17 protein-coding genes are annotated in these 23,749 nt (G+C 69.6%); 13 read left to right on the top strand and 4 right to left on the bottom strand.

Annotated elements, in window-relative coordinates:
• Window positions 1-13 precede the first annotated feature (13 nt).
• Window positions 14-565, top strand: a complete 552-nt coding sequence (locus tag SYV04_RS13945; RefSeq protein ID WP_321546230.1) for a DUF2087 domain-containing protein — start codon at window positions 14-16, stop codon at window positions 563-565.
• Between the two features lie 77 nt (window positions 566-642).
• Here SYV04_RS13945 and SYV04_RS13940 read toward each other — a convergent pair whose 3' ends face one another.
• The 4 genes from SYV04_RS13940 to SYV04_RS13925 form a co-directional block, all read right to left on the bottom strand.
• A complete protein-coding gene (locus SYV04_RS13940; protein ID WP_321546229.1) occupies window positions 643-1,488 on the bottom strand; it encodes a hypothetical protein in 846 nt (281 codons plus the stop codon).
• A 201-nt stretch (window positions 1,489-1,689) separates the two neighbouring features.
• Window positions 1,690-3,033 carry a cytochrome P450 gene (locus tag SYV04_RS13935; protein ID WP_321546228.1) on the bottom strand — a complete coding sequence of 448 codons (1,344 nt, stop codon included), beginning with the start codon at window positions 3,031-3,033 and terminating at the stop codon, window positions 1,690-1,692.
• 54 nt (window positions 3,034-3,087) lie between these two features.
• On the bottom strand, window positions 3,088-4,512 hold the full coding sequence (locus tag SYV04_RS13930; protein ID WP_321546227.1) for an MBOAT family O-acyltransferase: 1,425 nt from the start codon (window positions 4,510-4,512) through the stop codon (window positions 3,088-3,090).
• 1 nt (window position 4,513) lies between these two features.
• Window positions 4,514-7,312 (bottom strand): GDSL-type esterase/lipase family protein, encoded by a 2,799-nt coding sequence (locus SYV04_RS13925; protein ID WP_321546226.1) that lies wholly within the window; start codon window positions 7,310-7,312, stop codon window positions 4,514-4,516.
• A 105-nt stretch (window positions 7,313-7,417) separates the two neighbouring features.
• Between SYV04_RS13925 and SYV04_RS13920 the strand changes: the two genes are divergently transcribed.
• From SYV04_RS13920 to SYV04_RS13865, 12 genes are all read left to right on the top strand, one after another.
• Window positions 7,418-8,482: a mannose-1-phosphate guanylyltransferase gene (locus tag SYV04_RS13920; RefSeq protein ID WP_321546225.1), complete on the top strand. Its 1,065-nt coding sequence runs from the start codon at window positions 7,418-7,420 to the stop codon at window positions 8,480-8,482.
• Window positions 8,483-8,552: 70 nt separating this feature from the next.
• Entirely contained in the window at window positions 8,553-9,191 is a 639-nt protein-coding gene (gene rdgC / locus SYV04_RS13915) for a recombination-associated protein RdgC (protein WP_321546224.1), read from the top strand.
• Window positions 9,178-9,852: a hypothetical protein gene (locus SYV04_RS13910; protein ID WP_321546223.1), complete on the top strand. Its 675-nt coding sequence runs from the start codon at window positions 9,178-9,180 to the stop codon at window positions 9,850-9,852. Before rdgC ends, SYV04_RS13910 begins: the two co-directional genes overlap by 14 nt.
• Window positions 9,853-10,210: 358 nt before the next feature.
• The gene (locus SYV04_RS13905; protein WP_321546222.1) at window positions 10,211-11,947 is read left to right on the top strand and encodes a serine/threonine-protein kinase; all 1,737 of its coding nucleotides are present in this window, start codon (window positions 10,211-10,213) and stop codon (window positions 11,945-11,947) included.
• 129 nt (window positions 11,948-12,076) lie between these two features.
• Complete coding sequence (locus SYV04_RS13900; RefSeq protein ID WP_321546221.1) at window positions 12,077-13,930, top strand: CotH kinase family protein; 1,854 nt, start codon at window positions 12,077-12,079, stop codon at window positions 13,928-13,930.
• A 136-nt stretch (window positions 13,931-14,066) separates the two neighbouring features.
• A complete protein-coding gene (locus SYV04_RS13895) occupies window positions 14,067-15,437 on the top strand; it encodes a phosphomannomutase/phosphoglucomutase (RefSeq protein WP_321546220.1) in 1,371 nt (456 codons plus the stop codon).
• Between the two features lie 49 nt (window positions 15,438-15,486).
• Window positions 15,487-16,416 carry an ROK family protein gene (locus SYV04_RS13890; protein ID WP_321546219.1) on the top strand — a complete coding sequence of 310 codons (930 nt, stop codon included), beginning with the start codon at window positions 15,487-15,489 and terminating at the stop codon, window positions 16,414-16,416.
• Window positions 16,417-16,628: 212 nt separating this feature from the next.
• Window positions 16,629-17,711 carry an ABC transporter substrate-binding protein gene (locus tag SYV04_RS13885; protein WP_321546554.1) on the top strand — a complete coding sequence of 361 codons (1,083 nt, stop codon included), beginning with the start codon at window positions 16,629-16,631 and terminating at the stop codon, window positions 17,709-17,711.
• Between the two features lie 14 nt (window positions 17,712-17,725).
• Window positions 17,726-18,514, top strand: a complete 789-nt coding sequence (locus SYV04_RS13880; RefSeq protein ID WP_321546218.1) for an ATP-binding cassette domain-containing protein — start codon at window positions 17,726-17,728, stop codon at window positions 18,512-18,514.
• Complete coding sequence (locus tag SYV04_RS13875; protein WP_321546217.1) at window positions 18,511-19,740, top strand: sugar ABC transporter permease; 1,230 nt, start codon at window positions 18,511-18,513, stop codon at window positions 19,738-19,740. Before SYV04_RS13880 ends, SYV04_RS13875 begins: the two co-directional genes overlap by 4 nt.
• Window positions 19,741-19,782: 42 nt before the next feature.
• Complete coding sequence (locus tag SYV04_RS13870) at window positions 19,783-20,868, top strand: Gfo/Idh/MocA family protein (protein ID WP_321546216.1); 1,086 nt, start codon at window positions 19,783-19,785, stop codon at window positions 20,866-20,868.
• A gap of 73 nt (window positions 20,869-20,941) precedes the next feature.
• Window positions 20,942-23,746, top strand: coding sequence for a cation-translocating P-type ATPase (locus SYV04_RS13865; RefSeq protein WP_321546215.1), 2,805 nt, complete (start codon window positions 20,942-20,944; stop codon window positions 23,744-23,746).
• Window positions 23,747-23,749: the final 3 nt, after the last annotated feature.

Genomic DNA, 23,749 nt, shown 5'->3' with positions numbered 1-23,749 from the left:
ACGAGGATAAGCCATGTCCCGACTCGCCCTCCCATTCGAGGTCGCCGATCTCTCGGCGTTCGCCCGCTCGCTTCGTGATCAACTCGAGCACAAGCCGAGCCATGTGGAGATGCTCAACATGCTGTGCCGCGCGGCCGGCTTCCGGAACTACCAGCATTTCCGGGCCGATGCGGAGGCCAGACAGCGTCTTGTCGCAGTGCAGGAAGTGAAGCCCACCCCCGACCATCAGCTCATCGAGAAGGTCGCGCGGCACTTCGACAAGGAGGGGCGCTTGCTCCGCTGGCCGGCCAAGGCGCCTCATCTGGCGCTCTGCCTGTGGGTGCTCTGGGCGCGCCTTCCGAGCGGCAGCGTGCTCACCGAGCGAGAGATCAGCGACCTGCTGAACCGCTGGCATGCGTTTGGCGATCACGCCGTGCTGCGCCGGGCACTGTTCGAGGCCGGTCTCGTCGACCGGACCCAGGACGGCCGCAAGTACCGGCGAATCGAGCAGAAGCCGCCGGTCGAGCTTGGCGCGCTGCTGGCCCGTGTGACCCCCGTACAGCTCGGGGAGCGGAAGGGCGGCTAGGAAATCACGCCCACCCCGCGTGGCTCAGAGCGCTGTCCTGGAGAGCCTTTGGACGGACAGCGCTCTGGCCTCTCTCATCAGAACGTCGGGACGATGTACTCGGCAGGCCCCATCCTGGGGTCATACTGCTCGGGGGCGAACGGAATCTCGGTGTTCAGCTTCTGCTCACCGGAGTCGGCGTGGATGGCCGTCAGCGGGCTGGTGACGTTCAGGTCGAAGGCGCCGACGTTGTTGCTCTCATTGCTCTCGGCAACCACCCCGTCCTCGTCGGCGATCAGCACGATGCCGTAGGTACCCGTCGCGATGGAGGGGGAGAACGTGATGGGCATGGGCGGAAGAGAGAACGTCCCCGAGCCCGTCCCGATGGAAATCCCGCCGATGTAGGCGAGCGCCGTCGAATAGGTGGCATCCGTCAGGTAGATCCCCACCGTCGACGTGCTGGTCACGGGGCACTGCGTGTACAGGTCGAACGAGATGTTGGTGGTGCCGCCGGGAGAAATCGTAGCCGGGCTGATCGTTCCACCGGTGAAGTAGAAGTCAGGCTGTTTGGTGGTGCCCATCGAGGACGACGTGGAGACGATGTTGTTGAAGTCCACCCGGCCCAGGATGTACCAGCTCTGCGGTTGGCAGCCCGCGACGATGCTCTGCCACAGCGCGTACGTATTCGACGGCAGGCCCGACGCGGAGATGTAGCGCGTCTGCGTGCCAGACGGCGGGCCATAGACCCCGCTGCCTTGATGGTTGAGCAGGATCTGGAACGAGGCCAGCTGGAAGACGCCGGAGCTCCCGTTCGAAGTGGTCGACATGTAGAAGGTGACCTGGGCCGAGGCCAGACCCAATTTGCTCCCACCCAGGGTGTAATTGATGTTGAATCCACTGGTGATGGGATTGGCAACCGTCGAGGGGGCGCTGATGGTGATCATCTGCACCTGAGCCCAAGCGGAATTGGCTGCAAGCAAGAACAGAACGAGGAACGGGGCAGCGGCTTTCATTTTCATAAGCGCCAAACCCTATGCAAGACTTCACTGGCAGGCAATGACAATCATTCTCCTGCGCAAAGCCAGCAAGCCCGACGCACCGCGGTAGGAGTTATATGATTTTCATTTTCTAAGGGAGTGTAAGGCTCAGGCGCGTGGCACCAGTCGGATCGGCACGCGGCGGGGGAAGCGGGTGTTGAAGATGACCTTGGGCTCCACGGGCCGGGTGTCAGCCCATTCGATTCGGTAGCGCTGGAGAAGACGCGCGACGAAGAGCTGCATCTCCATGATCGCGAACCGTGTGCCGATGCACACGCGGGGCCCTCCGCCGAAGGGAATCCATGCGTACGGGTGGCGGGTGCCCCCCTCCGCGCTCTCCTGGGTGAAGCGCTCGGGCTCGAACTCGCCAGGGCGCTCCCAGAAGGCCTCGTGATGGTGCGTCGCGAAGGGGCTCATCCACACCGTCGTGCCGCGCCGCACCCCATGGCCGCTGACCGTGATGTCGTCTGTCGCCTTTCGCGGGAATAGGAGCCAGACGGGCGGATGGAGTCGCAGGTTCTCTTGCAAGGCGGCCTCCAGGTAGCGCAGCTCCGGCAGGTCCGCTGCCTGGGGCTCGCGGTCCCCGAGCACCCGGTCGATCTCCTCGACGAGCCGTCGCGCGATGTCGGGCCGCTGAGGCAGGAGGGAAATCAACCAGGAGAGCGAGACCGCGGCGGTCTCCTTGCCCGCGATGAAGAGCCCGCTCAGCTCGAAGCGGATGCTCGAGTCATCGAGGCCGCCGCCGTGCGCGTCCTGCATTTCGATCATCATGGTCAGCAGGTCGCGCGGCCGCGCTTCGGGGGGAGAGGCGCGGCGCTCCTGGATGATGCGCATCGAGACCGCCTCGAAGGCTCGGGCCGCGCGCTGGGCGAGGCGCTGCTTTCCGAACTCGATGGGCGCGAAGGTCACCGCCTTCATCGTGAGATCGACCGCCTCACCCGCGCGAGCGGTGTCACTCGCATCGAGGTGGGTGCCGAGCAGCGAGCGGATGAGGATGCTCAGGGTGAGCGCGTGCATCTCCGGAAGCGCGTCGAACGGCCGACCGGCGCGGACGAACCGCGACTCGAGCGACTCGAGCTGCTGGTCGATGGCGCCGAGCATGATGGGCACCAGCTCCGCGAGCCGCTGGCGGCGGAAGCCTGGCTGCATCATGCCGCGCCGCTCGGTCCAGGCGGGCCCGGTGCGTCCGATGAGCCCGTCGCCGGTGATGGGAGTGAGCACGCCGTGCATGCGCGGCGGGAACTCCGCGCGCGCCACGCCCTTGGTCTCGACGAGGGCCAAGCGCACATCGTCCGGGTGCGTGACCATCACGCCGCCGTTGCCGCCCGGCAGCTCGAACGAGAACACGTCGCCGAGGCGCTCCCGCGTGGCGCGCACCCAGTCCGGGCCAAACTTCAGCGCGACGCCCAGCAGCGGGAAGCCAGAGGCCTTCGGAATGGCGGATGGGTTCATGGGGAGGAGGATATCCCCATGTGCCAGCGCGCCCTGAACGACGAGACGGCCTGGTTAGAACTGCAGGTAGACGTAGGGCCGCGCTTCCACCGAGGACAGGTGGCGGATGCCCAGGCCGATCAGCACCAGCACCACCGCTCGCACCGGAGAGGGCAGACGCACGAAGAGCGTGCCCACGCTGTCGTAGAGCTTCATCGGCAGCATGTGGCCCACCACCGCCACCGCTAGCATCCCCCACACCAGCCCGCTCACGTTCGCCAGCCCTGGCATGCCCAGCAGCATGCGCTGGTAGATCTCCGCCGCGTGCTCCAGGCTCGGCGCACGGAAGACGACTCGCGTGAGCACCACCACGGTGAAGGTACACAGGATGCCCACGCCCGCGCCCAGCCAGCTCACCGACGCTTCCTTGGGTTTGGTGCCGCGGATCCACCACCAGGTGCGCGTGATTCCCAGCGCCACGCCGTGGACCGCGCCCCAGATGGCGAAGCGCCAGTCCGCCCCGTGCCACAGGCCTCCCAGCACCATCACCGTCATCAGGTTGAAGAGCACCCGTGGCTTGGAGCGCCGGTTACCGCCCAGCGGAATGTAGAGGTAGTCCCGCAGCCAGCTCGACAGGCTCATGTGCCAGCGGTTCCAGAACTCGAACAGGTTCTTCGCCAGGTACGGTCGCGCGAAGTTCTCCGGGAATTGGAAGCCGAACAGCGCCGCCGCTCCGATGGCGATGTCCGAGTAGCCCGAGAAGTCCAGGTACAGCTCGAAGGTGTACGCCACCGCCGCCATCAGGCACTCGGCCGAGGTGTAGGCCCCCGGGTCCGCGAACACCGGATCCACCAGCCCGCTGCCCAGCACGTCCGCGATGACCAGCTTCTTCACCAGGCCCACCGCGATGCGGTACAGCGCGCGGCCTCCCTCCTCGGGCGTCAGCGAGGGCACGTCCCGGAAGCGCTCCAGCAGGTCCGAGGCCCGGACGATCGGGCCCGACACCACGCGCGGGAAGAAGAGCAGGTAGAGCAGGTGCTCGAAGTAGCTGTGCTCCGCGCTCGCCTTGCCCCGGTACACGTCCACCACGTAGCTGATGGCCTGGAAGCACAGGAACGACAGGCCGATGGGCAACAGCAGCCCGAACGGCTCGTCGCGCACCGTCACCCCCAGCGGCGCCAGCAGCGAGCGCGCCGTCTCGCGGAACATGTCCGCGTACTTGAAGGTGCTCAGCAGTCCCACGTTGGAGACGATCGAGGTGACGACCAGCGCCTTGCGCACCTTGGGCGATTGCGAGCGCGCCAGCCCCTTGACGATCAGATGGTCGAACGCCGCGCACCCGAAGAAGACCAGCACCGGGAACGGCGTCCACACCATGTAGAAGAAGAGGCTGGCGACCAGCAGCACGCTCAGCCGCGCCACCTTGTGGCGATGCACCGCCCAGTACAGGGCGAACGTCAGGCCCAGGAACACCAGATAGGGAATGCTGGTGGACTGCATGTCAGCCTCCCTCCGCCTTGTGCGCCGTCGGCGCGGGCGTGGTGATGGGCGCCTTCACCTGCTCTCCGGGCGCCAGCTTGAAGGTCTCGTACGCCGCCAGCAGCTCCTTCATGAAGGAGGCCGCGAGCCGCTCGTAGCCGTCCTGCGTCAGGTGGACCCCGTCCGGGTGTCCCAGCGGCGGCTCCGAGCGCTGCCAGCGCAGCATGGAACGCTCGCCTCCCATCGCCGCGCGCGCGGACCAGTAGGCGCAGCCCGCCTCTTTCGCCACCGCCGGCAGGGTGGTGAGCACCTTGCCCAGCGCAGCGGCCTCGGTCCATCGCCCGCTCGCGTCCTGCACCAGCCGGTCCGTGGGCCCCAGGATGAGGCACTCGGCGCCCGTGCTGGCGCGCATCCGGGAGATCAACGCCACGTAGTCGTTGCGCAGTTGCTCCGCGTCGAGCTCGGGCAGGGCCGCCTCGTTGGTGCCATACCAGTAGACGAGCAGCCCCGGCTTGCGCGCGGAGAGCTGCTGGTCCAGCGCCGTGGGCTCGTAGTGGCTCAGCGTGAACGCCGTGCTGCCGGGCAGGCCCACCGCGTCGTAGACGACGCCCGGCGGCTCGAAGTCCAGGGACGCGCCCAGCACCGTGATGGGGCCTTCGCCCACGTTGGTCACCTCGAGCGTGTGCGCGGGGCCCGTGACCGGGAAGGAGCGGATGCGCACCGTGGGCGCGGTGAGCGGCGTGGCCGGAGGCTCCTCGGCGGGCATGACTTCCCCGTCCACCTTCACCTCCAGCTTCCCGGCTCCCGGTGCGTCCAGCCAGTACAGGTCCAGCTTCGCTTCGGGTGTCTTCGCGGGCGCGCAGCCCTCGCAGAACTCGAGGCGCAGCGAGGCTCCGGGCGCACCCACCGCGCGGATTCCGGACAGGCCCCACACCTCGCCGGGTTGGGCCTCCTGCTTCATCGCGTCCTCCACCCGCCACTCGCCCTTCAGCTCTCGGATGACATGGGCCATCGCCAGCCGGGGCGAGGGCTTGCCGGCCGCGATGAAGCCGCGCCCACCGTCTCCCAGCTTCTTGCTCAGCGCGCCTCGCACCGCGTCCGTGAAGACGTGGGAAGCGGTGTGCGAGGCGCCCAGTTGGAGGATGCCCAGCCGCTCCGCGTCCTTCTTCTCCTGCTCCAACGCGCGCATCCGCGCGAAGGTGCCCTTGAGCGCCGTGGCGGCGTCGATGAGCCCCGGTGGATCCTCCGCCAGCAGCAGCGGCTGGTGGGCCTTGGCATAGGCGCGCTGGAGCGAGAAGTCGAAGAGGTGGCCCAGCAGGTCCGAGCCCCTGGCTCGCGGGTGTACCAGGTCCTCGTTGAGCAGCCCCGCCGACAGCCACTTGATGGAGGCTCCCTCTCCGCCCATCGCGCTCAGCGCGTCCCAGAAGGCACAGCCGCCCTCGCTCGCCACCTCGCGCAGGATGTCTCCCACTTCCTTCGAGCCGCGCCGAGGCACCAGCTCGCCGCCCATCGTGCGCACCGCCGCGTCCAGCGGCGCCATCAGCAGGCACGCCGAGTCTGGCACCGCCTCGCGCACCGCCTTCACCAGCTCCTTCGTCGTGGCGCGGATCTCCGCCGGCGTCGTCCGGTTGCGCGAGATGTAGAAGGCCTCGTTGCCGCCCACCATCAGCACCACCAGCGACGGCCGGCGGTGGCGCAGTTGCGCGCGGAAGGCCCCGCGCTGCGCCCGGAGGAACACCTCCGCCGTCGCGCCCGGCAACCCCACCGTGTCGTAGACGATGCCCGGCTGCCCGTTCTCCAGCGACATGCCGTGCAGCTCCACCTTCCCCTGGGACTGTAGCGACAGCGTCTTCGCTCCCTCGGGCAGGGTGAAGCGCGAGAAGGCCACTCCCGCTGGCTCGAAGCGCGTGAGCAGCCGCTGCAGCGGCTTGCCGTCCGCGCTGAACTGCACCGTGCCTCCGTTGGGCTGCGTCAGGAAGAAGAGCTCCGCCGTGCGGGAGCCCTCCACCGAGAAGCGCGCGCTCTGCGAGCTCGTGCCCGCCGAGGCGAAGGCCACGCCCGTCAGGCCCAGCCGGTCCTTCGGATAGTTGCGGTCGATGATGCGGGTGATCTGCCAGCCCTCGCTGGCCGAGCCCGCGCGCACCGTGCGCCCCGCCCCCGTGGGCCGGTCGATGAAGAGCAGGCCCTTGCCGCCCGAGCCGTGGCGCTCCTGGAGCCGCGCGCGGATGACGTCCGTGATGTGGTCCGAGGCGATCAGCGAGTCACCCAGGTGGACCACCCGCACCGGCTGCGTGCGCCGATCCTCGCGCAGCTCGTTCAGCGCCGCGAAGAACGGCGCCAGCCCGCTCTCCTCGCACCCCGCCTCGCCCTTGCGCCGACAGCCCGGCTCGATGTCCACGTGCTGCGAGCCCATCTTCTCGCGCAGGGCCTCCAACGAGAGCGCGCGGGCCCGCGTGAGGGTGCTCAGGCCCTCCAGGTCCGACGGAGGCGCGGTGGCGGTCACCACCTCGTTCTCCGGTTCGGCGGCCTCGTCCTCGGCCGGCAGCGTCTCCTCGGGAGGTGGGCCCGGCGGCGCCGCCGTCAGCACGTCATCCACAGGCTGGGCGGTGGCGCCCTTTCCGGTGAGCGAGCGCGGCAGGACGAGCTCGGCCAGGCGCGGCGCGAGCTCTCCTTCCTTGCGCAGGCTGGGGATCGGACGAAACACCTCGGGCAGCGGCGCCAGGGAGAGTCCCAGCGCGAGCGCCGCCGTGAGGACGATCGTCCACCCGGTGGATTTGGCCTTGAAGTCCAACGCCGGGCCATGAGACTGGCTTTTGGCCACGGGGTCAAAACTCTGCCCGCCGCAGCGCCGCCTGGAGAGCAGCCAGGCCGGCAAGCACCGAAGTCGCCTCCCTTCCGGCCAGGAGGCGCTATGGTGCGCCGCCGCATGGCTCTCTACCCCGTCATCATGGCCGGCGGCTCCGGCACCCGCTTCTGGCCCCTCTCCCGGCAGGCCCGCCCCAAGCAGTTCCTCCCCCTGGCCTCCAAGAGTCCGCTGATCACCGACACCGCCTCCCGGCTCAAGGGCTTGGCCTCGATGAAGAACACCTTCATCGTCTGCGGCCCCCTGCACGCCAAGGCCGCCGCCAAGCTCGTCAAGGGGCTGCCCAAGCAGAACCTCCTGGTGGAGCCCATGGCGCGCAACACCGCCCCGGCCATCGCGCTCGCCACGCTCCAGGTGGCCGCCCGGGACCCCAAGGGCATCCTGGTCGTCCTTCCCTCCGACCACCACGTGGCCAACCCCCAGGGCTTCCGCGAGACGCTCGCCGAGGCGGCGCGCATCGCCGAGGGCGGTCACATCGTCACCCTGGGCATCCAGCCCAACCGCCCCGAGACGGGCTACGGCTACATCCAGCTCGGCGAGCCCCTGGAGGGCGGCGGCCGCAAGGTGAAGGCCTTCAAGGAGAAGCCCGACCTGGAGACGGCTCGTAACTACGTGTCCTCAGGGGAGTTCCTGTGGAATGGCGGCATCTTCGTCTTCCGCGCCGACGTCATGCTGGAGGCCTTCGCCCAGCACATGCCGGAGATGAAGAAGGGCATGGCGGCCCTGCGCGCCGCGGTGGGCAAGCGCACCTTCGGCTCCGTCCTCAAGCGCGTCTTCCCCAAGCTGCCCTCCATCTCCATCGACTATGGCGTCATGGAGAAGGCCTCCAACATCGCCGTGCTCCCTGGTGACTTCGGCTGGTCCGACGTGGGCTCCTTCGCCGCCATCCCCGAGGTGCGCCCCGCCGATGAGCGCGGCAACGTGGTCTCCGGCGCCGAGTCCATCGTCGTGGACTGCGATGGCTGCGTGGTGCTGGGCGACAAGCGCCCGGTGGCCGTCGTGGGCCTGACGGATGTCGTCGTCGTCGACGCGGGCGATGCCATCCTCGTGGTCCCCAAGGACAAGAGCCAGGACGTGCGCAAGGTCGTCGAGGCCCTCAAGGCTCGTAAGCGCCAGAAGTACCTGTAAATCCAGCGCGAATTCTCTCACCCGTGGCGTCTTGACGAGCGCGGCCCGCATCCTCATTCTGCCGCGCCCCATGCCCGTCCTCCGTGGTGCAGTCACCTTCTCCCGCTTCCTCGTCGAGCCCGCCGAGGAAGCCCCCGCGGACCTCAAGCGCTGGCTCACCAAAGCGCTCAAGGCCCGTGCCTTCGTCCCCATTGATCGACGCTCCGAAGAGGAGCGCGCCGTCGGTTTCGTGGAGCTGGAGAACCACGATTCCACCGAGTTCCCCACCAGCAGCCTCCACTATGGGGAGTACGCGCTGTTCGGCTACCGCATCGATCAGATCAAGATCCCCGCTCCCGTGCTCCGCGCCGAGGTCGACAAGTGGGCCGCCAACTTCGCCAAGGAGAAGGGCCGCCCGCCCAGTCGCGCCGAGAAGGCCGAGAACAAGGCCTCGCTGCGCCAGGTGCTCCGCAACCGCGCCGTGCCCAGCACCAAGGTGCATGACCTGAGCTGGAACCTGAAGAGCCAGCAGCTGCAGATCTGGGCCGCCTCGCGCACCGCCGTGGAGGAGGTCCTCAACGCCGTGGAGACCGGCTTCAAGGTGAAGCTGCAACCGCTGGTCCCCGCCGCCATCGCGGCGCGCACCGGCATCGACGAGTCCACTCTCGGGCCGACCGCGGAGCTGATCGGCGTGGACCTGCCGGCGGAGGTGAGCCATGGGGAAGCGTGAAGAGGCCCGCGCCGAAGCGGCGTTCATGCGCGGAGATGTCGGCGTCGATGGTGGCGCCACCGAGGAGAAGCAGGACGAGGCCGAGGTCGAACGCGGCAAAGCCCGCGAGGCCCTGCTGCGCGGCAAGGCGTATCTGGGCCGCGAGTTCCTCACCTGGCTCCTGTGGCGCTCGGAGTCGGGCGACCCGGTCACCCAGTTCGAGAAGGCCGGTGTCACCGTCCTGTTCCTCGGGCGCATCGTCCTGCGCGGCATCAGCGGGGAAGTCACCGAGCTGTCCGCGCGCGGCGCCATGGCGCCCTACTCGGAGCAGGTGCGCGAGGCGCTGGACCGAGGGCTGCTCGTCCACCAGGCGCGGATGATGCTCACCCACGGGGAGAAGGCGTTCGAGCTCTCCCTCGACGCGGAGTTCCTCGACATCCGCGCCGCCAAGCTGCCCGAGCTGATGAGCGAGGATGATGACGCCCGCCTCTCCGAGCGGCTCTACCTCTCCGAGCAGCTCTCCGGGATGGTGACCGCCTTGGTCGAGGCCTTCATCGCCATTCGCGCCGGGCGCAGCTGGACCAAGCAGGTCGTCCCCGCCATGAAGGAGTGGATGCGGGGAGAGGAGGGCACCAAGAAGCAGACCGCCCTCCAGCGCGCCGCCAACGTGCGCAAGCGGTAGGGCCCTGGCGGGAAACGTGCGGGCGGGGCAGGGAAGCGGCGCTCCTCTGCTCCGTCCCCAATCCTCCAGGAAAGGGAGTTTTTCCGGGTACGCGCCGGTAAAAATGACGGCTGCCTGGATCAGCGCTCCAGGGCCGATCCCGTCTCTTCGGGGGGTTGGAGCGTCCATTACCCCTCGAAAGGGGGTCCGCGCCTCTGCACGAAGGTTGCACTGCCCTGATGACGCAACGTGGTGAAGCTGCGTTTGGGGGGCGTCGATGCAGTGTGTTCGGTGCCAGCAAGAACATCTCGCCGGGGCTGAGTGCCCGGCTCCTTCGCGTACTCCTCGGGTCGAGGAGATCGAGTCGCTCGTCGGCCAGATGCACGGGCCGCTCATCCTGGAGCGACTGCTGGGCACCGGTGCCACCGGCACCGTGTACCTCGCCTGCCACCCGCCTTCCGGGGCGCGGTTCGCCGTGAGGGTGCTGCACCCGCACCTGGCCTCCAATCCGCACGTGCGCTCCCGCTTCTATGTGGAGGCCAACGTCGCCAGCCGCGTCGTGCATCGCCACATCGCGCGCGTGCTGGATGCGCGTCCCGGCCCGGGCGGCCTGCCCTGTCTCCTCATGGAGTACGTGTCCGGCGAGCCGCTCTCGTGCCTGCCCCTGCCGCTGTCTCCCGCCGAGACCGTGGGGCTGCTCTCGCAGGTGCTCGAAGGGCTCGAGGTCGCCCACGCGCGGGGCGTGGTGCATTGTGACCTCAAGCCGGACAACCTCTTCCTCACCCAGGACGCGCGCGGACAGCGGCGCGTCAAGGTGCTCGACTTCGGCATGGCCAGCGTCCTGGCCTCGGGCTTCTCCAAGAAGGAGCTGGCCTCGGGCATGTCGCTGGGCTCGCCCGCGTACATGGCTCCCGAGCAGTGGGAGACCACCGCCGCCGATGTCCGCGTGGATGTGTACGCCCTGGCCGTCCTGGGCTACCGGCTCCTCACCGGGCGCCTGCCCTATGGGCGCGGGCGCATGGGCGAGGTGCTCCTGGGACAGCAGGAGATTCGTCCTCCCGCGCCGCATGTGCTGGACCCGCGCGTGCCGCAGGCCCTCTCCGTGGTGGTGATGCAGGCCCTCTCGCGGCGCCCCGAGGAGCGCTTCCCGAGTGCCCGGGCCTTCCGCTTCGCCCTCGAGGAGTCCGTGCGCAACGCTCCCAAGGAGGCGGTGACCCTCGAGGCCGCCGCGCCTCGCGCCGCCGCGCCCTCGGGCCTGCGCGTGCGCGTGGGGTGCCTCGGCAGCCCCGAGCCTCGCGTGGTGCGCGCCAGTGACGTGTCGGCCGAGGGCCTCTTCATCGCCTTCGATGGGCCGCCGCCGCCGCTCGCCTCGCGGCTTCCGATGGAGCTCTCGTTCCAGGGGCAGGCGGTCATCTGCGCCGGAGACGTGGTGCGCCATGTCTCCCAGGACGAGGCGCACGCCTGGGGCGTCTCCGCGGGCTTCTTCGTCCACTTCGCCGAGCCCTCGAGGGCGCTGCGCACGTTGATTTCCCACACGCGCGCCGGCCCCGCCGAGCCGCCCGCGGACGCGGAGCTCGCGCAGCTCCTGTCTCGCACCGCCGCGCTGGGGCGGGACCCGTACATGCTCCTGGGCCTGCCGCCCTCCGCGAGCTTCGATGAGGTGCGCCAGCGCGCCGACTCCGCGCTGCGTCGCCTGGAGGGTTTCTGGCGGCGCACCCTGCCCACCAGCCAGCGGCAGGAGCTGGAGACCCTGCGCGCCCATGTGGAGTCGGCCCGCCGGACGCTCGGCGAGCCGCTTGCTCGCGTGGGATTCGATGCCCTGCGCGGCAACCCCCATGGGATTGCCCGCTGCATCGCCATGGGCCTCACGGACCGGGAGGTGGAGCCGTTGCGCCGCGCGTATCTCTCGGCGCGCCCTGGCACCGAGGAGCGCGCCCGCGCCTTCTTCTCCCAGGGACGGACGCTGGAGACCCAGAACTCCGCGAAGGCCGCGGTCGAGTGCTATGCCCAGGCCCTGGCCCTGGATCCGCTCAACCTGACCTGGCAGCGGCACTACTGGGCCCTCCAGCGCCGGTTGCGCCCGATGACGACCACCGTGCCCACGGTGTCTCCGTAGAGGCTCAGGCCCGCGCCCCGGTACGCTCTCCGCGGTACGAGGTTTCCCTGCGCGGAGTCGTCCGTTTCCCTGTCTCCGAGTGAGAGCCTCGCCGGGGTCCTGGCGCGCTGTTTGCTCCGATGTGGGAGCATGAGGCACCTGGTACTCCTTCTAGGAATGATCTTCCTCGGCGCATGCGGCGACGCGACCGAGAGCCCGACTCCTTCCTCGCTCCCCCCGGACACCTCCGGCCAGCAGCAACCGGAGCCTCCGCCGGACGCGGGGACGCTGCCTCCCGATGCGGGGGTGCCGGATGCGGGAACTTCGCCGCCGGTGGGCAAGCCCGACGCGGGCACCTCGCCGGATGGGGGCACTTCTCCGGACGGGGGCATCTCCGGGCCCGGGCAGAAGCCGCCTCCCGCTCCCGCGTGGCCGGCGCTGCAGACCTCCATCCCCACGTACGCGCTCACCATCCAGCCGGAGCACCTGCGCGCCCTGGAGCAGCACATCGAAGACCGGGAGTACCTCGTCCCCGCGCAGTTCTCCGCCGAGGGCCGCACGTACACGGTGCAGATCCGCTACCGCGGCCGCTCCACGCGCTTCGAGCCGAAGAAGCCCTGGCAGGTGCGCTTCGACAAGGAGGACCGCTTCGGAGGCGCCAAGCGCCTGGAGCTGCTCGCCGCTTATAAGGATGGCGGCTACCTCACGGAGAAGCTCTGGTACGACGTGGCCGCCAGCGTGGGGATGAAGGTGCCGCGCGCCCGCTTCGTCCACCTCACCGTCAATGGCGCGTACGAGGGCGTCTACACGGAGGTGGAGTCCATCGACAAACCCTTCCTCAAGGCGCACGCCCTGGACTCCGACGGCGACATCTACCGCTGCGGCATGCACGACTGCGAGATGCGCCCTCCGCCCCGCGAGGCGTACATGGAGGCGTGGCAGAAGCGCACCAACGAGGACCAGCCGTGGGAGCGGCTCTGGAGTTTCATCGACGGCATCAACCGCACGCCGCCCCATGAGTTCCGCGCCTTCGTCGAGGAGAAGCTGGCGCTCGACGACTACCTGTCCTGGATGGTGCTCGACACCTTCATCTCCAATGACTACCAGGTCGACTCTCGCAGCTACTTCGTCTACAGCCGGGAGCTCGGCCGCTGGTTCTACGTCCCCTGGGACTTGAACAACGCCCTGTCGCTCTACAACCGGAAGAACCCCAACATCCGCCAGGGCACCGCGAGCAAGGCCGCACGGCCGCCGCTGGGCTTCACCGCGTATGACCCGCTCGTGTACGAGCTGGCCGACTTCCGCCGGGGCCTGGGCGTGCTGGACATGAAGCCCGCGTGGAGCACGCTCTCCACCCGCATCGCCGATGACGAGGTGCTGCGCGCCCGCTACGTGGCCCGGCTGCGCACGCTGCTGGAGACGTGGCTCACGGAGGAGAACCTGGGCGCGCGCATCGACGCGATGCACCAGCTGCTCGCGCCCTTCATCCTCGCGGGCCCCAACGGGCAGGCGAAGGACCCGCACGTGAGCCCCGCCCACGCCGCCTACAGCCCCGAGTTCCTCCGCCGCTTCGTTCGCGAGCGCCGCGCGTGGCTGCTCACCCAGCTCTCCGCCCTCGAGGCCCATGGCCGGGGCGGGCTCGTCATCGACCGCGTGGGCCGGGACGCCACGGGCGCCTTCTGGGTGCAGCTCTACAATCGCGGGGACACCCCGGTGTCCCTCCAGGGGCTCTACCTGTCTGGCTTCACCCGCGAGCCGACCCAATCCCTCGCACCCGCTCTCACCGTACCCGCGCGGGGGTATGTCACCCTGCGACAGGGGGCCCCCGAGGCCTCGGCGCGGCTCTCCGCGACGCTGAACCCCGAGCGCCCCGAGGTGGCCCTCTACGCGGCGGATGGGCGCACGGCGCTGGACCTCCTGTGGCTGGCGCCGCTGGCGCCGGGAGAGGCCTATGGCCGGCAGCCTCGTGGCGCGGAGACCTGGAGCGCCCAACCTGGACAGTGATTGGACCTCCGAGGGTTCCAGTAAACCCGACACGCACGGGCCGTGAGCGTTTACCGCTCCGGCCCGCGCTTGTGTAGAGTCCGCCGCCCTCTGTTGCTACCCCTCCTGCCGGTAGGAGGGCGAGGACTCTGGTTCAATGAATACGCACATCTTCCGCGAGTACGACATCCGTGGCCTGGTCGATAAGGACCTCACCGTCGAGGTGGTGGAGCTCCTCGGCAAGGGCCTGGGCACCATCATCCGCCGCCAGCATGGCCGCTCCATCGTCGTGGGCCGCGACTGCCGCGAGTCCTCCACGCGCTTCCGCGACGCGCTGGCCAAGGGCCTCACCTCCACGGGCCTCAACGTGCTCGACGTGGGCGTGGTGCCCACGCCGCTGACCTACTTCGCCGCCAACACCCTGCCGGTGGATGGCCTGGCGATGATTACCGGCAGCCACAACCCGCCCGAGTACAACGGCTTCAAGATCGGCGCGGGGAAGACCACCTTCCACGGCCACGAAATCCAGGCGCTGCGCAAGCTCATCGAGGCGCGCGACTTCGTGCAGGACGACAAGCCCGGCACGGTGACGCCCTTCGACATCATCACCCCGTACAACCACTTCATCCGCCAGACGGTGAAGGTGGGCCGCAAGGGGATGCGCATCGTCATCGACGCGGGCAACGGCACCGGCGGCGCCATCGCCGTGCCCCTGTTCCAGGCCATGGGCTTCGACGTGGTGCCGCTGTTCTGCGAGATGGACGCCACCTTCCCCAACCACCACCCGGACCCCACGGTGGTGGAGAACCTCGAGGACCTCATCGCCGCGGTGAAGCGCGAGAAGGCCGAGGTGGGCATCGCCTACGACGGCGACAGCGACCGCATCGGCGTCATCGACGACCAGGGCAACATCCTCTGGGGCGACCAGCTGATGATCCTCTTCAGCCGCTACGTGCTCAAGGAGAGCCCGGGCGCCGCCATCGTCGGCGAGGTGAAGTGCAGCTACACCCTCTATGACGACATCGCCAAGCACGGCGGCAAGCCGGTGATGTGGAAGGCCGGCCACTCCCTCATCAAGGCGAAGATGAAGGAGACGCACGCCGAACTGGCCGGAGAGATGAGCGGCCACATCTTCTTCAAGCACCGCTACTTCGGCTTCGACGACGCCGTGTACTCCTCGGCTCGGCTGCTCGAAATCCTCACCCACGAGCCGCGCAAGCTCTCCGCGCTGCTCGCGGACGTGCCCAAGACGTACTCCACGCCCGAGCTGCGCGCGGACACCCGCGAGGAGAAGAAGTTCGAGCTGGTCAAGCGCGCCACCGAGGCCCTGCGCGCCGCGGGCCACCAGATCGTCGACGTGGACGGCGTGCGCGTCACCTTCCCGGACGGGTGGGGCCTCATCCGCGCCTCCAACACCCAGCCCATCCTGGTGCTGCGCTTCGAGGCCAGCACCCCCGAGCGCCTCAAGGAAATCCAGCAGCTCGTCGAGGGCACGCTGGAGAAGGTCAAGCGCGAGGTTGGAGCGTAGTCGGCCGGTGCTTCCGGCGCGTATATAAGGAGAGAGAGGGAGCGCACTGATGCCGACGCTGGGAATCGACCTGGGCGGGACCAACGCCCGCGCCGCCGTGGTGGATGAGCAAGGACGGATCCTCTCCTCCGCGAAGTTGCCGCTGGCCGAGCGCAGCCCCGCGGCCGTGGTGGAGGTCATCGCTCTGGCGGCCGCCGAGGCGCTGTCCGAGGCACGGGTCGAGGTGCGCGGGTGTGGCGTCGGCGCCGCGGGGCAGATCCACCGCGACTCGGGCGTGCTGGCGGTGGCGCCCAACCTCGGCTGGCGCAACGTGCCGCTGGGGGCGATGTTGACGGAGCGGCTCGGGCACCCGGTGCGCGTGGTGAATGACCTGGCCGCCGCCGCCTGGGGCGAGCTGAACGCCGGAGCCGGGCGGGGCGCGCAGGACGTGTATGTCGCCTTCGTGGGCTCGGGCGTGGGCAGCTGCATCATCGCCAACAGCCAGCTGGTGCGCGGCGCCGGGGGCGTGGCCGGAGAGCTGGGGCACACCAAGGTCATCCCGGGAGGCCGGCTGTGTGGCTGCGGCGAGCGCGGCTGCCTGGAGGCGTACGCCGGTGGGCACAACCTCATCGCCCAGGCGCGCGAGCTGCTCTCCGCCGGGCGCTCGCCCGAGCTGGCCCGGCTGACGGGCGGAGACCCGGCGACCCTCAACCCGGTGACGCTGGAGCTGGCCGCGGAGGCGGGCGACCCGGCCGCGCGGGAGATCCACGAGCGCGCCGGGCAGATGCTCGGCATGGGCATCGCCAACATGATCACCGTGCTCAACCCGGCGCGGCTCATCCTCGGCGGTGGAGTGCTGATGAACTGCCCCGGCCTGCGCCGCTATGTGGAAGAGGGCGTGCGGGCCCTGTCCTCCACCGTCTCGCGCGAGCACCTGAGCATCAACATGGCCGAGCTGGGCGACGACAGTGGCCTCATCGGCGCGGCGCTGCTGGTCTGAGGACCCGCCCAGCGACATCCCTATAAAGGGAATTCTTGCTGTCTGCGAAAGGCAGGTGGCGGTGGGACACCAATGTCTTGCGGCGGCCTGCGGGGGACGACAGGATGCCCGCCGTTTTCCCTACAGCGGTCACCACTGAAGAAAGGGATGGACGATTGGATACGCGTTCTTTGAAGACCCGCATTGGCGCCTCGGCGGCGCTGGCGGCCCTGATGCTGACGGCTCCTGCGTGCAAGAGTGAGAACAAGGAGGCGCCGGCGGGAGGTTCCGCCACCGCCACCGCCACCGGTGAGAAGAAGGCCGCGGGAGCGAAGATCGCCCTGCTGCTGCCCGAGTCGAAGACGGCGCGTTATGAGTCGCACGACCGGCCGCACTTCGAGCGCAAGGTGAAGGAGCTGTGCCCGGAGTGCGAGGTCATCTACAGCAACGCGGACCAGGACGCGGCCAAGCAGCAGAGCCAGGCCGAGGCGGCGCTGACCAACGGCGCCCAGGTGCTGGTGCTCGACCCGGTGGACTCGGCCTCGGCGGCGGCCACGGTGGCGCGGGCCAAGCAGTCCAAGGTGCCCGTCATCAGCTATGACCGCCTGATTACCGGCGCGGACGTGGACTACTACATCTCGTTCGACAACGAGAAGGTGGGCAAGCTCCAGGGCCAGGCGCTGGTGGACAAGCTCAAGGCGGACGGCAAGGCCAGCGGCACCATCGTGATGATCAACGGTGCGCCCACCGACAACAACGCGAAGATGTTCAAGGCCGGCGCGCACGCCGCCATCGATGGCAGCGGGCTGACGGTGGGTGCCGAGTACGACACCCCGGACTGGAGCCCGGACAAGGCGCAGCAGCAGATGGAGCAGGCGCTGACCTCGCTGGGCAAGGACAAGATTGTCGGCGTGTACGCGGCCAATGACGGCACGGCCGGCGGTGCGATTGCCGCGATGAAGGCCTCGGGCGTCAACCCGCTGCCTCCCGTCACCGGGCAGGACGCGGAGCTGGCCGGCATCCAGCGGATTGTCGCCGGCGAGCAGTTCATGACCGTCTACAAGGCCATCAAGCCGGAGGCCGAGGTGGCCGCCGAGCTGGCGGTGGCGCTGGCCAAGGGCCAGCCGGCTCCCGCTGGCAAGGTCAACGCCAAGGTGAACAACGGCCAGAAGGACGTGCCGGCCATCCTGCTGGCGCCCGTGGCGGTGACGAAGGAGAACGTGAAGAGCACCGTCGTCGCCGATGGCTTCTGGAAGGCCGACGAGATCTGCGCGGGCAGCTACAAGGACGCCTGCGCCACGGCGCAGCTCCAGTAACCCAGGAGGGACGGATGTCCGAGAACGCGCTGCTGGCGCTGCGAGGAGTCTCCAAGCGCTTCGGAGCTGTTCAGGCGCTCACGGCGGTGGACTTCGAGGTCTCCGCCGGTGAAGTGGTCGCCCTGGTGGGCGACAACGGAGCCGGCAAGTCCACCCTCATCAAGATCATCTCGGGCATCCTCCCCATCGACGAGGGCCAGATCCTCTTTCAGGGTCGGCCCGTGTCGCTCAACGGACCGAAGGCGGCCTCCGCGCTGGGGATCGCCACCGTGTATCAGGACCTCGCGCTCTGCGATAACCTGGACGTCGTGGGCAACCTGTTCCTCGGCCGCGAGGTGCGCGTGGGCGGGGTGGGGAAGGTGGCCGGCTGGTTGGACGAGACGGCCATGGAGCAGCAGGCCTCCGAGCTGTTGCAGCGGCTGAGCGTGAGCATCCCCAGCGTGCGCACGCAGGTGGCCTCGCTGTCGGGCGGCCAGCGGCAGTCCATCGCGGTGGCCCGGGCGATGATGGGCGCGCCGAAGATGGTGCTGCTGGACGAGCCCACCGCGGCGCTTGGCGTGGCGCAGACGCGGCAGGTGCTGGAGCTCATCCGCCGGCTGCGAGAGCAGGGGCTCGGAGTCGTCGTCATCAGCCACAACCTGATGGACGTGTTCTCCGTGGCCGACCGCATCATCGTGATGCGCCTGGGCAAGCGGGTGGCGACCTTCGATGTGAAGACGACCAACCAGGTGGAGGTCGTCTCCGCCATCACCGGCGCGCACAAGGCCGAGGTGGTCGACACGCTGAAGACGGAGCAGACATGAACGCCCCCCGTGGAGGCGCGGTCGACCCGCGCCTGATTCAGGATGAACCTGGGCTCATGGGCGCTTGGCGGGGCTTCCGTCGCCGCCTGTCCCAGGGCGAGCTGGGCAGCCTGCCCGTCATCGTCGGCCTGAGCGTCATCTGGCTCATCTTCTACCTGGCCAACCCGCGCTTCCTGTCGGCCGTCAACCTCACCAACCTCATGCTGCAGATCGCCGCCATGGGGACGATCTCCGCGGGCATCGTGCTGGTGCTGCTGCTGGGAGAGATTGATTTGTCCGCGGGCGCCGTGAGCGGCCTGTCCGCCGCGGTGATGACCATCCTCAACGTGAAGATGCAGTGGGCGCCCGTGCCCGCCATCCTCGCGGGGCTGGGCACCGGCGCGGCCATCGGCCTGTTCCATGGCCTGTGGATTACCAAGCTGCGCGTGCCCTCCTTCGTGGTGACGCTGGCGGGGTTGCTCGGGTGGCAGGGTGCGCTGCTGTTCGTACTGGGCGGCACCGGCACCGTGAACCTGAATCACCCGCTCATCACCGGCCTCACCGGCACGTTCTTCGCGCCGGCGATCGCCTGGCCAGTGGCGGGGCTGATCATCCTCACCTACGTGGCCACGGTGCTGGTGGAGCGGTGGCGGCGGACGGCCGCGGGGTTGCCCCAGAAGCATCTGCGCTCCACGGTGGCGCGGATGGTAGTCATCTCCGGCGCGGTGCTGGTGGCCGTCGCCATCTTCGTGCAGGACCGGGGGTTGCCGCTGGCCTCGCTGCTCTTCGCGGGCTTCGTGCTGCTGCTGGAGTTGCTCATCAAGCACACGCGCTTTGGCCGTCACGTCTTCGCGGTGGGCGGCAACGCCGAGGCGGCGCGGCGGGCCGGTATCCGCGTGGAGAACATCCGCGTGGCCATCTTCACGCTGGCCTCCACCATGGCCGCCGCGGGCGGCATCCTCGCTGCCTCGCGCCTGCTGGCGGTGAACCAGTCCTCGGGCAGTGGCGACGTGTTGCTCAACTCCATCGCCGCCGCCGTCATTGGCGGCACCAGCCTCTTCGGCGGGCGCGGCTCCGCGTGGTCGGCGATCCTCGGCGCGCTCGTCATCGGCTCCATCTCCAACGGGATGGACCTGCTGGCGCTGTCCTCCTCGGTGAAGTTCATGGTAACGGGAGCGGTGCTGCTCGTGGCGGCCTCCATCGACGCGCTCTCGCGCCGAGGGCGGCAGGCCGCGGGACGGGCCTGAGCTGGAAGCCCAGAGACAATTTCCGGCCTTCACGGAGAGTTCATGACCGAAGTACAGCCCATTCGCGTCGGCATCATCGGCACGGGCTTCGCGCGCTCCACCCAGGTGCCCGCGTTCCGCGCGTGTCCCGGCGTGGAGGTGGTGTCCATCGCCAGCGCCCGCCTCGAGCGCGCGGAGGCGGCGGCGAAGGACCTGGGAATCGCCCATGCCACCAGCGACTGGCGCGAGGTGGTGAGCCACCCCCAGGTGGACCTCGTCAGCATCGTCGCCCCTCCGCACCTGCACCACGAGATGGCGCTGGCGGTGGTGCAAGCGGGCAAGGCGGTGCTGTGCGAGAAGCCCACCGCGCTGGACGCCACGCAGGCGGAGATCATGTGGCTGGCGGCCGAGCAGCGCGGGGTGCTGGCGCTGATGGACCATGAGCTGCGCTTCCTGCCCTCGCGGCAGAAGATGCGCGAGCTCATCCAGTCCGGAGCGCTGGGCACGCTGCGCCACGCCCGGGTGCGCTACGGCAGCGACTTCCGCGCCGGGACCCAGATGGGGTGGGACTGGTGGTCGGACCTGTCGCGGGGCGGCGGCCTGCTGGGCGCGCTCGGCTCGCACGCGGTGGACTCGCTGCGCTTCCTGCTGGGGCGCGAGCCCACGGAGGTGCTGGGCGTGCTGGCCACGCACGTGGCCACCCGGGCGGATGTCGAGACCGGAGCGCCCCGCGCGGTGACGGCGGATGACGAGGTGCAGGCGCTGCTGAGCTTTGGCGGAGAGCTCACGGCGACGATGAGCCTGTCCGCCGTGGAGCCGGGCCAGCCGCAGCACGGGGTGGAGGTCGTCGGCTCGCGAGGGGCCCTGCGCCTGGCGGGCCTGGAGTTGTGGCGCGCGGATGTGGGCAGCCGGACGTGGGAGCCGGTGGCACTGCCACCGCCCGAGCGGCTGCCCGCTGGGATGCCAGACAACGAGTGGTCCCAGGGCTTCTGGCGCTATGCCCGCGCCATCACCGAGGCGCTGCGCTCCGGGGCCCGGACGCTCCCGGGAGCTTCTACCCTGGAGGACGGCTGGCACAACCAGCGCGTGCTGGATGCCATCCGCCGCTCTCACGCGGATCGCTGCTGGGTGCCACTCACCCGCACCTGACGGGCCCTTCCTGGGAGACACGGGGAGCGGCGTCCCGGGCGGAGGATCCCCATCTTTCCGCCTGGAGGCCCGCATGCACTCGTCCCCGACAGAGCCGCCGAGGAACCTACCGGTCGCCGCGTGGTATGCGCTCGCTCCCGAGGCGGCCTTGGAACGCATTCAAAGCACGCCCGAGGGCCTCTCGCTGGCGGAGGCCCGCGAGCGCCTGGCCCGCTATGGCCCCAACGTCCTGGAGCGCGAGAGCCAGAGCGGCCCCTGGCGGGTGCTGTTCCGGCAGATCAACAACCCGCTCATCTGGGTGCTGCTCGGGGCGGCGGCGCTGGCCATCGCTCTGGGGAAGGTGACGGACGGGCTGGTGGTGCTCGCGGTGGTGGTGCTCAACACCCTCATCGGCTTCGTGCAGGAGTTCCGGGCGGGCAAGGCCATCGAGGCGCTCTCGCGCATGGTGCCGGAGACGGCCACCGTGCTGCGCGAAGGGCACAAGGTGACGGTGCCGGCGGCGGAACTGGTGCCGGGGGACGTGGTGCTGCTGTGCTCGGGGGACAAGGTACCGGCGGACATGCGGCTCATCGCCGTGCGCAACCTCCAGGTGGAGGAGGCCGCGCTGACGGGGGAGTCGGTGCCGGTACACAAGCAGCTCCAGCCGGTGGCGGAGGAGGCCGCGCTGGGAGACCGCTCCAACCTGGCCTTCGGCGGCACGCTCGTCGCCACGGGTACGGGCACGGCGGTGGTGGTGGCCACGGGCGCGGCGACGGAGCTGGGGCGCATCTCGAAGCTGCTGGGCGAGGCGGTGGACATGCAGACGCCGCTCACGAAGGCGCTGGCCTCCATCGGCCGCTACCTCACCGTGGGCATCCTGCTGGTCTCGGTGGTGCTGCTGGGGGTGGGGCTGTTGCGCGGCTACGAGGCGAGCGAGGCGCTGCTGGTGGGTATCACCCTGGCGGTGGCCGCCATCCCCGAGGGCCTGCCCGCCATCGTCACCATCGCGCTGGCCATCGGCGTGCAGCGCATGGCGGCGCGGCGGGCTGTCATCCGCAAGCTGCCCGCGGTGGAGACGCTGGGCAGCACCACCGTCATCTGCTCGGACAAGACGGGGACGCTCACGCGCAACGAGATGACGGTGCAGGCGCTGTGGACGCCGAGCGGGGCGTGGTTCGTCTCGGGCGTGGGCTATGCGCCAGAGGGCCGCCTGCACCAGGACGGCGTGCCGGTGGAGGGGGTGCCCGCGGCCGCGCGGGAGCTGCTGCGCGCCGGGGTGCTCTGCAATGACGCGGCGCTGCTGCCAGGCGATGGCACGTGGGGGCTGACGGGAGACCCGACCGAGGGCGCGCTGCTGGTGGTGGCGGAGAAGGCGGGCATCCGCGTGGAGGAGGCGCGCGAGCGCTTCGCCCGGATGGATGCCATCCCCTTCGAGTCGGAGAACCAATTCATGGCCACCCTGCACGCGAACGGGGAGGGCGGTCGCCACGTCTTCCTCAAGGGCGCGCCGGAGGTGCTCCTGCGCCGCTGCGAGCTGTCCCAGGGGTTGAGCCCCGAGGCGGTGCTCGCCGAGGTGGAGCGCATGGCCGAGGCAGGCATGCGCGTGCTGGCGGTGGCCATGAAGGAGCTGCCCGCCACGCGGGACCAGCTGGAGATGGAGGACGTGGCGGGAGGCTTCTGCCTGCTGGGGCTGCAGGGGATGATCGACCCGCCTCGCGAGGAGGCCATCGCGGCGGTGCGGGCGTGCCACGAGGCCGGCATCGTCGTGAAGATGATCACCGGCGACCACCACAAGACAGCCGAGAGCATCGGCCGGGAGCTGGGGCTGCACAAGGACGGCTCGGTGGTGACGGGCCGGCAGCTCGCGGAGCTGGACGACGCGCGGCTCTCGGAGGTGGCGGCCTCGACGAACGTGTTCGCCCGCGTGGCGCCCGAGCACAAGCTGCGGTTGGTGCGCGCGCTCCAGTCACGGCACCACGTGGTGGCCATGACGGGCGATGGCGTCAACGACGCGCCCGCGCTCAAGCAGGCCAACATCGGCGTGGCCATGGGCATCACCGGCACCGCCGTGTCCAAGGAGGCGGCGGACATCGTCCTCACGGACGACAACTTCGCCTCCATCGCGGCGGCGGTGGAGGAGGGCCGGCGCGTCTACGACAACCTCATCAAGTCGCTGGCGTTCGTGCTGCCCACCAACCTGGGGCTGGCGCTCATCCTGGCCTTCAGCGTGGCCTTCTTCCCCATCCAGAGCGTGGCGGGCGAGCTGGCGCCGCTGATGCCCATGCTCCCCACGCAGCTCTTGTGGATCAACCTGGTGGCCACCATCGCGCTGGCGTTGCCGCTGGCCTTCGAGGCCAAGGAGGTCAACGTGATGCGCCGCTCGCCGAGAAATCCCCATGAGCCGGTGCTCAGCCGCTTCGTCGTGGTGCGCACGCTGGTGGCCGCCGTGCTCATGGCGGGCGGCGCGCTCGGCCTGTTCCTGTGGGAGTACCGGGCGGAGCTCCCCCGCGTGGGGCAAGAGGTGGCGCTGAAAGAAGCGCAGACCATGGCGGTCACCACCGTCATCCTGTTCCAGATCTTCTACATGCTGATGTGCCGCAGCCTGAGGGGCTCGGTCTTCAAGCTGGGCCTGTTCAGCAACCCCGCCGTCTTCGTGGGCATCGGCGTGCTGGTGCTGCTGCAAGCGGGGTTCATCTACCTGCCCTTCATGCAGAAGGTGTTCGGCACGGCGGCGCTGGGCTGGGGGGCGCTGGGCTGGTCCGCGCTGGTGGCGGCCATCATCCTGCCGGTCATCGGCGCGGAGAAGGCGTGGCGCTCTCGCCGGGAGCGGGCCGCCGAGGAGCCGGTGGAGCCACCGCACGACATGGGCGGTCTGGGTCGCCGGCATGTCCCGGCGTAGGGC

It is taken from the genome of Hyalangium ruber, assembly GCF_034259325.1.
GTDB lineage: Bacteria > Myxococcota > Myxococcia > Myxococcales > Myxococcaceae > Hyalangium_A > Hyalangium_A rubrum.
Note: the sequence above shows the minus strand (reverse complement) of the source record. Positions and strands in the feature narration are given on the sequence as shown.